At 69.5% G+C, this 8298-nt stretch carries 9 protein-coding genes and 1 pseudogene; 4 read left to right on the forward strand and 6 right to left on the reverse strand.

Features of this window, described 5'->3' with window-relative positions:
* A partial coding sequence (locus ABDW35_RS26245) for a CorA family divalent cation transporter (RefSeq protein ID WP_343716810.1) occupies positions 1-796 on the reverse strand: 796 nt, incomplete at its 3' end.
* Positions 797-810: 14 nt separating this feature from the next.
* Entirely contained in the window at positions 811-2394 is a 1584-nt protein-coding gene (locus ABDW35_RS26250; protein ID WP_343716811.1) for an inorganic phosphate transporter, read from the reverse strand.
* Positions 2395-2568: 174 nt separating this feature from the next.
* Here ABDW35_RS26250 and ABDW35_RS26255 point away from each other — a divergent pair, with 174 nt between their 5' ends.
* Positions 2569-2955 (forward strand): glycine zipper family protein, encoded by a 387-nt coding sequence (locus tag ABDW35_RS26255; protein ID WP_343716812.1) that lies wholly within the window; start codon positions 2569-2571, stop codon positions 2953-2955.
* Positions 2956-3170: 215 nt separating this feature from the next.
* On the opposite strand, the gene ABDW35_RS26260 is transcribed toward ABDW35_RS26255, so the two are convergent.
* The 4 genes from ABDW35_RS26260 to ABDW35_RS26275 all read right to left on the reverse strand — a co-directional run bounded on the left by ABDW35_RS26260 (position 3171) and on the right by ABDW35_RS26275 (position 6645).
* Positions 3171-4088, reverse strand: coding sequence for an arginase family protein (locus ABDW35_RS26260; protein ID WP_343716813.1), 918 nt, complete (start codon positions 4086-4088; stop codon positions 3171-3173).
* A gap of 119 nt (positions 4089-4207) precedes the next feature.
* Complete coding sequence (locus ABDW35_RS26265) at positions 4208-5377, reverse strand: hypothetical protein (protein ID WP_343716814.1); 1170 nt, start codon at positions 5375-5377, stop codon at positions 4208-4210.
* A gap of 231 nt (positions 5378-5608) precedes the next feature.
* Positions 5609-6013 carry a carboxymuconolactone decarboxylase family protein gene (locus ABDW35_RS26270; protein WP_343716815.1) on the reverse strand — a complete coding sequence of 135 codons (405 nt, stop codon included), beginning with the start codon at positions 6011-6013 and terminating at the stop codon, positions 5609-5611.
* Positions 6014-6090: 77 nt separating this feature from the next.
* Entirely contained in the window at positions 6091-6645 is a 555-nt protein-coding gene (locus ABDW35_RS26275) for a DUF308 domain-containing protein (protein WP_343716816.1), read from the reverse strand.
* Positions 6646-6979: 334 nt separating this feature from the next.
* On the opposite strand from ABDW35_RS26275, the gene rpsM reads away from it, so the two are divergent.
* The 3 genes and pseudogenes from rpsM to ABDW35_RS26290 all read left to right on the forward strand — a co-directional run.
* Positions 6980-7348, forward strand: coding sequence for a 30S ribosomal protein S13 (rpsM, locus tag ABDW35_RS26280; protein ID WP_343716817.1), 369 nt, complete (start codon positions 6980-6982; stop codon positions 7346-7348).
* A gap of 18 nt (positions 7349-7366) precedes the next feature.
* Positions 7367-7771, forward strand: a complete 405-nt coding sequence (gene rpsK / locus ABDW35_RS26285) for a 30S ribosomal protein S11 (RefSeq protein ID WP_088152866.1) — start codon at positions 7367-7369, stop codon at positions 7769-7771.
* Between the two features lie 204 nt (positions 7772-7975).
* A pseudogene (locus ABDW35_RS26290) lies at positions 7976-8298 on the forward strand (DNA-directed RNA polymerase subunit alpha); the annotation flags it as partial.

Below are 8298 nucleotides of genomic sequence, written 5' to 3' on the forward strand. Positions count from 1 at the left end.
CCGCCAGTTCCTCCTGCAGCAGGCGGGTGCGGTCGATCACCTCGTCGATGCTGCGGGCGACACGTTGGAAGCGTTCGGCGGCGGCGGCCAGGCCGGCGCGGCCGGCCGGGTCGGCCCAGTCCGGCAGGTCGGCCAGGCCGGCGGCGACCACGGCGCCTTCGGGCAGCAGGTGGCGGCGCAGGGTCGCGGCGCGGCGGCGGATGCGGCCCAGCGCCTGGCGGTCCTCGACCGTGCGGCTGGTCGACCGGTCGTCCAGCACCCGGTCCTCGATGGCGTCGACCTCGTCCATCAGCTTCTCGACAGTCGCCTCGGCCTCGGCCGCCAGGTGCCCGGCGATCAGCGCCAGCATGCCCAGCGCCGTGGCCGGCGCGTTGCCGGCGTCCAGGCTGCGGCGGATCTCGTCGACCACGCGCAGCGGGTGGCGCCGGCCGGTGACCAGGAGGTTCGGCCCGGCGCAGAAGCGCAGCCGGCCGATCTGGTCCGGCTCGAAGGCGAAATCGTGGTGCAGCCCGTTGGCGGCGCCGACCAGCCAGCCATCCAGCCGTTGCATCTGCACCCGGTCGGGCCCGTCCAGCAGCCATTGCGCGACCGGCGGGGGCAGCACCTCGTGCCGTGCCAGCCAGTGCCGGCCGCGGATGTCGGTCAGCTTCAGATGCAGCCACACCCAGCCGCCATCGGTGGCCGGAAGCGGATCGACCCCGGTCTGGCGGCAGGCGCCGGAGCCGGGGTCGAAGTGGTAAGCGGCGGCGACCGCATCGCCGAAGCGGAAGCTGACGGTCGGCCGCGCCTTGTCCAAGCCCTGGTCCAGGATCAGAACAGGTGCCGCAGCAGCCAGTAGAGGGCGGCCGCCAGGGCGATCGAGGCTGGCAGGGTCAGCACCCAGGCCATGATCAGGTTGCGGATCGTGCCCCATTGCAGGCCGGAGCGGTTCGCCGCCATGGTGCCGGCGACGCCGGAGGACAGCACATGGGTGGTGCTGACCGGCAGGCCGTACATGTCGGCGGCGCCGATCGTCGCCATCGCCACTAGCTCGGCCGAGCCGCCCTGGGCGTAGGTCAGATGCTCCTTGCCGATCTTCTCGCCGACGGTGACGACGATCCGCTTCCAGCCGACCATGGTGCCGAGGCCCAGCGCGATCGCGACCGCCACCTTGACCCAGTCCGGGATGAACTTGGTCGCCTGGTCGAGATAGCCGCGATAGGCGGTCAGCACCTTGCCGTCATCAGCGCTGAAGGCGGGCGCATTGGCCTTGGCCATCAGCTTGAGCGCCTCGGAGGCCAGGTACATGTCGTTGCGGATGTTGCCGACCTGCTCGTTCGGCACCGCGGCCAGCGAGCTGCGGCCGGCGACGCTGCGGTCGATCTCCTGGGTCAGGGCGACCAGCGCCGGCACCGTCTCCGGCGCCAGGGCCCGGTCGCGGACATAGGCGGTCACCGCGGCCCGCGCATCGGCGGGCGCGGCGGTGGTGCCGGCATAATGGCCCAGCACCCCGGCCGCCTGGTCCGAGACCTGGGCGAAGGCGGTGATCTGCGATTCCGGCATCGCCCGGTTCAGGGCATAGGCGGTGGGCACGGTGCCGATCAGGATCAGCATGATCAGCCCCATGCCCTTCTGCCCGTCATTCGAGCCATGGGCGAAGCTGACGCCGGTGCAGGTCAGCACCAGCAGGCCGCGGATCCACAGCGGCGGCGGCTTGTTGCCTTCCGGCGCGCGGTACAGCTCCGGCCGCTTGATCAGCGCCTTGGCGGCCAGCAGCAGCAGCGCCGCGGCGGCGAAGCCGATCAGCGGCGACAGCAGCAGCGACTTGCCGATGCCCAGCGCCTGGGACCAGTCCACGCCGCTGGTCCCGGTGCCCGGGATCGCCATCAGCTGGTTCATCACGCCGACGCCGATGATCGAGCCGATCAGCGTGTGCGAGGAGGAGGAGGGCAGGCCGAAATACCAGGTGCCGACATTCCAGATGATCGCGGCGATCAGCAGCGCGAACACCATGGCGAAGCCGGCATTGCTGCCGACCTGCAGGATCAGCTCGACCGGCAGCAGCGAGATGATACCGAAGGCGACCAGGCCGGTGGAGGTCAGCACGCCCATGAAGTTCCAGAAGCCGGACCACACCACCGCCACCGTCGGCGGCAGCGAGTTGGTGTAGATGACGGTCGCCACCGCGTTGGCGGTGTCGTGGAAGCCGTTGACGAACTCGAAGCCGAGCGCGATCAGCAGGGCGATGCCGAGCAGGATGAAGGGCAGCAGGCTCGGGGAATGCACCTCGCCCAGGTCGTTGAGCAGGCTCCAGCCGGCGTAGACGACGCCGATGATGAGCAGGGCGATGACGGCCAGCGGCGTCAGCCGGCTGAGCCCTCCTGTCGGCCTGGAGTCGAGCACGGAAGTGGTCATGCGGGGCCTCGCCGGGCTGCCATGGTGCGATGCGGTGAACCCTACAAGCGAGATGTTGCAGTTATGTTATGGTTTGCGGACGGTGGCGGGGCACGTGGCCCCGGGCCGCAAATGATTCTATTGTTTGGAACAATTGTTCGAACGCCATTGCCGGTTCGATCGAGGGAGAGTGACATGGGCTTGAGCAGGGCAGCCGTTTTCGCCGTGGCGGCGCTGGGTCTCGCCGGATGTGCCGACCAGGTGCGGCCGATCATCGATCCCGCGACCTCGGTCGCCGGCGGGCGCAACTACGAATACGACGTGCAGCAGTGCCAGCAAATCGCCAAGCAGGTCGACGCCGGCGGGCGCACGGTCGGGGGGGCGCTGGTCGGCGGGGCGGTGGGGGCGGCGGGCGGCGCGATCATCGGCGCCTTCACCGGCAATGTCGGGCGGGGCGCCGCGATCGGCGCCGGGGTCGGCGGCCTCAGCGGCGCGGTCGGCGGCGGAGCCTCCGCCGCCAACAGCACCCAGAACGTGGTCCGGAACTGCATGATCCGGCGCGGCTACGCCGTCCTGGACTGACGTCAGGCACTGCTGTCCGGGCCAGCTTTAGGGCTGTGGAGAGCCGCTGTTCTCAACTTTTATTGTCATTGCCGGGCTTGACCCGGCAATCCAGGGGCCACCGAGAGCGGGTCTTGAAAGCCCCTGGATCCTCGGGTCAAGCCCGAGGATGACAAAAAAATAGAAGAGATCCGAGGTCAGACGCGCTTCGGTTGTTGCCTTCGCCGAGCTGGACGTCAGGCCGGCTCCCGCGCCGCTAGCAGGCACAGCCAGGTCCAGCCGATGGTGGCGGCCAGCACGGCGGTGACGTCGCTCTGATCGTAGGGCGGGCAGGTCTCGACCACGTCGGCCCCGACCCAGGCGATGTCGCCCAGCCGGCGCAGCATGGCCAACGCCTGCCACGGGAACAGGCCGCCGGCTTCCGGGCAGGCGACTCCGGGCGCCAGGCCGGGGTCGATGCCGTCGATGTCGAAGGTCAGATAGGCCGGGCGGTCGCCGAGCACGGCGCGGATCCGTTCGACCGTCCGCTCGATGCCATCGAGATGCACGCTCTCGGCCGACAGGCCGGTCACCCCCTGCTCCCGCGTCCAGGCGGCGGTGGCGCGGTCGACCGGGCTGTGCAGCCCGACCTGCACCGTGGCCCGCGGGTCAACCAGGCCGCGCTCGATCGCGTGGCGCAGCCAGGAGCCGTGATAGACCCGCGCGGTCGGCGTGCCGGCCCAGCTGTCGACATGCGCGTCGAACTGCATCAGCGCCAGCGGGCCGTGCCTGGCCGCGGTCGCCTCCAGCAGCGGCAGGGTGACGGTGTGGTCGCCGCCCAGCCCCAGCAGGCGGGCCCCAGCCCCGATCTGCTCCGCCGCCGCGGCGCGGATGGCCTCCAGGCTGCCCACGAGGTCGGCGGTGATCGGCACCGCATCCCCGGCGTCATACAGGTCCAGCCGCTCCCCCGGGCTCAGCGCCAGGTCGGGATGGTCGTCGCCGGTCAGGGTGCGGCTGGCGGCGCGGATGGCGCCGGGGCCGAAGCGCGAGCCGGGCCGGTTGGTCGTGCCGAGGTCGAAGGGCAGGCCCAGCACCGCGGCGGCGGGGCGGCCGCCTTCCGGCCGGCGGCGATGAGGGGCGTTGAGGAAGGTCGCGATGCCGGCGTATGGGGGCAATGATCCCTCCGGTGTGTGGGGCCGGAGATGGTTCTATCGTCTCCCGGGGCTGTCAAGCCGCGCTGGAAACGGAAGGGCCGGCACCGCAATGCCGGCCCCCCGTGCTTCCGTCGGATCGGTCAGAGACGGTGGCCGCCGACGCTGATGCCGCTGTGGCTGCCGCCGAGATGGACGCCGACGCCCTTGCTGCCGCCGAGGCCGACATTGATGCCGCCGGTGTTGCCGCTGGCCGCGCTGCCGCTGCCGCCGCCCAGCCCGACATTGATGCCGCCCGTGTTGCCGGTCGCCGCCTTGCCGCCGATGCCGAGATTCAGCCCGCCGCTGTTGGTCGAGGCCGCGCCGGTGCCGAGGCCGGCATTGACGCCGCCGGTGTTGCCGGAGGCGGAGGTGCTGCCCAGCCCGACATTGACGCTGCCGCGATCGGTCGAGGCGGCGCCGCTGCCCAGCCCGGCATTGAGGCCGCTGGCATTGCCCGACGCCGCGCCGGTGCCGAGGCCGGCATTGATGCCGCCACTATTGCCGGCCGCCGCCTTGCCGCCGACGCCGACATTGACCCCGCCGCGGTTGGAGGAGGCCGCGCCGGTACCGACGCCGACATTCACGCCGCCGGTGTTGCCGGAGGCGGCCTTGCCGCCGACCCCGACATTGACACCGCCGCTGTTCGACGCCGCGGCACCGTTGCCCAGGCCGGCATTGATGCCGCCGCTGTTGCCCGAAGCGGCGCCGCCGCCGACCCCGACATTGACGCCGCCGGAATTGTGGGAGGCGCCGCCGGCCGCGCCGACATTCACCCCGCCGCTGTTGTTGCTGCCGGACCCGCTGCCGACGCCGACATTGATGCCGCCGCCATTGCCTGTGGCGCCGCCGCCGACCCCGACATTGATCCCGCCACCATTGCCACCGCCTGACCCGCCACCTCCGCTTCCGCCGCCGCCGGACCCGCCGCCGCCCGAGCCACCTCCGGATCCGCCGCCACCGGAGCCGCCGCCTCCGGATCCGCCGCCGTTGCCGCCGCCCGAAGCCGAACCGCCGGTTGGGCCGGTCCCGGCTCCTGCCCCCGTTCCGGTGCCGGTCCCGGTTCCAGTTCCAGTTCCAGTCCTGTCAGGAAGCGAGGCCACATTGATCGCATTGCCGTCCGGCTCGAGGGCGCAGCCCTTGCTGATGACCAGCTGCTGCTCGGCCGGCGAGAGCTCGCGGAACGATTCATTGCAGAGTTCAAACAGGTTGGAATTCGCTTGCGCCGCCGTCGAGGCGAAGGCGGCGCAAGCCAAGGGAAGCCATAACTTCATGGCGATATCCTCTGAAACAGCTCGGGTGTGAAATTTTGACTTGAAAATTCATATGCCCGTCAGGGTAACTTGAAATATTTACTTTTCAGTAAGCAAGAAGAAGTAAGAATCTTTGAAGGCGATTTGGTTCTGGGATGATTTGCCGCTGTCAAAATATTTCCGGACACCGAAATTTTATTCTAGCTAACCGAAATAAGAAATCCTGCTGAAGTGCCGCTTGGCGGATGCGGCTCAACTTCCGTGATCCGGCCGGAACGCCTCGTCGATCGGCACCTGCAGGCCGGTGGCCAGGCGGTTGGTCTCGTTGGCCATGCCGACCACGGCCATCAGCTCGCCCAGCATCGCGTCGGTCATGCCGGCCTTGCGCGCCGCCACGCTGTGCGAGGCGATGCAATAGCCGCAGCCATTAGTGGTGCTGACGGCGAGATACAGCATCTCCTTCACCAGCGGGTCCAGCGCGCCGGGCGCCATCACCTCCTTCAGGCTCTCCCAGGTTCGCTTCAGCGTCGGCGGGTGCATCGCCAGCGCCTTCCAGAAGTTGTTCACCCGGTCGATCCGGCGGGTGGCCATGATGTCGTCGTAGACGGCGCGCACCTCCGGCGACGCCTCCTCATATTCGATCAGACCCGATGCCATGGCGGTGCCCTCTGCGATTGCGGAGCCGGCAGGGTGGCACGGCCGCGGCATCGGCGTCACGCCATGGCGACCGTCCTTCAGGCCGCGGCGCCGTGGTGGTGCACCAGGCGGCGCAGGCGGAAGGCCAGGATCAGCTGCAGCACGCCGATCACCACGGCCCAGGTCGCGATCAGCCAGACCAGCGACAGCGCCCCGGCGCCGGGGAAGGCCAGGGCATAGGCGCCGAACAGCACCCACAGCGCCCCGGTCAGGGCCAGCAGCCACTCGCCCTCGATCTCGTGGCGCAGCCGGATGGCGGTGGCGATCTCCATCACCCCGATCACGATCGCCCAGATGCCGATGATGGTGACCAGCACGATCGCGGTCAGCAGCGGCCAGGCGGCGGCGACCAGCCCGGCGATCACGCCGACCAGGCCGAGCAGGGCATAGCCCCAGTTGCGGCCGCGGATGCCGACGACGATGCCCATCACCCCGTCCACCAGCGCATAGGCGGCGTAGAGAATGATCAGCACCGCCAGCGTCAGGCCCGGCCACAGCCAGGCCAGGATGCCGAACAGGATGGCGAGGACGCCGCGCAGCGCGATGGCGCCCCAATTGGCGGCGAGGGCGCGGAGGACCGGCAGGTTCTGCATCATCCTTCTCCTGCTGCGGCGGCCGGATGGCGGCCATGTTCAAGAGAATCGTCACAATTCCACGGGTGACAAGCCGGACCGGTCCCAGTTATGGTTCGGTCGCTGTCGACCCCGGCCGCGCGGATTCCGAATGCGAATGCCGGCGGTTGACTCTGTACTGCCAATCACTATACTCCGCCCGCTTCGGAGCCGGAAGGCGACCGAAGCGCAAGGCGTTCGCGTAGCCGCTCCGGCCCGCGGGCAGACATGAACCAGCCAACCCGGCGTTGCAGGCCAGGCCCGACAGGGCGGGGCAGCGGCGGCGCCGAAGGTGGCAACCGCACAGGAGAGAGACGTGGCACGTATTGCCGGCGTCAATATCCCGACCCAGAAGCGCGTCCTGATCGCGCTCACCTATATCCATGGCATCGGGCGCCACACCGCCCAGACCATTATCGACAAGCTCGGCATCCCGGCCGACCGCCGCGTCAACGAGCTGACCGAAGACGAGATCCTGCGCATCCGCGAGACCATCGACAGCGACTTCACGGTCGAAGGCGATCTGCGTCGCGAGATTGCGATGAACATCAAGCGCCTGATGGACCTGGGCTGCTACCGCGGCCTGCGTCACCGCAAGGGCCTGCCGGTCCGCGGCCAGCGCACCCACACCAACGCCCGCACCCGCAAGGGCCCGGCGAAGCCCATCGCGGGCAAGAAGAAGTAATCGGAAGGCGAGCGAACCATGGCCAAGCCAGCAGCTGCCGCCGCGAACGCCCGTCTGCGTCGTCGCGAGCGCAAGAACATCACTTCGGGCGTCGCCCACGTGAACTCGTCCTTCAACAACACGGTGATCACCATCACCGACGCCCAGGGCAACGCCATTGCCTGGTCGTCGGCCGGTGGCATGGGCTTCAAGGGCAGCCGCAAGTCGACTCCCTACGCCGCCCAGATGGCCGCCGAGGATGCCGGCCGCAAGGCGCAGGAGCACGGCATGCGCGTGCTCGAGATCAACGTGAAGGGCCCCGGCTCCGGCCGTGAGAGCGCCCTGCGCGCCCTGCAGTCGGTCGGCTTCCAGATCACTTCGATCCGCGACGTCACGCCGATCCCGCACAACGGCGTCCGTCCGCGCAAGAAGCGTCGCGTCTAAGGACTGTCCGGCCTGCCGGCCGTCGCCTCCGGTTCCCCGGGGCACGCGGTCGGCGGGCCGGAACCTTCGCGCGGTTTCAGCCGGCCGATCCGGGACAGGATCCCTGGCCACAGGGTCCACGGATGGGATCGGAAGGGGGCTTCGGCCCCCGTCGGCATTTTCGGCCGTATCCGGCCTCTCGTGGCAGAACAGGATGATATGACAGTGCTTCAGCGCAACTGGCAGGAACTGATCAAGCCCAACGCTCTCGACGTCCAGCCGGGCGACGATTCGCAGCGCAAGGCGACCCTGGTCGCCGACCCGCTCGAGCGCGGCTTCGGCCTGACCCTCGGCAACGCCATCCGTCGCGTGCTGCTGTCCTCGCTGCAGGGCGCGGCGGTCACCGCGATCCACATCGACGGCGTGCTGCACGAATTCTCGTCGATCCCGGGCGTCCGCGAGGACGTCACCGACATCGTCCTCAACGTCAAGGCGCTGTCGCTGCGCATGCACGCCGAGGGCCCGAAGAAGATGCGGCTGAACGCCGA

The sequence above is a fragment of the Inquilinus sp. genome (assembly GCF_039594555.1).
Lineage (GTDB): Bacteria > Pseudomonadota > Alphaproteobacteria > DSM-16000 > Inquilinaceae > Inquilinus.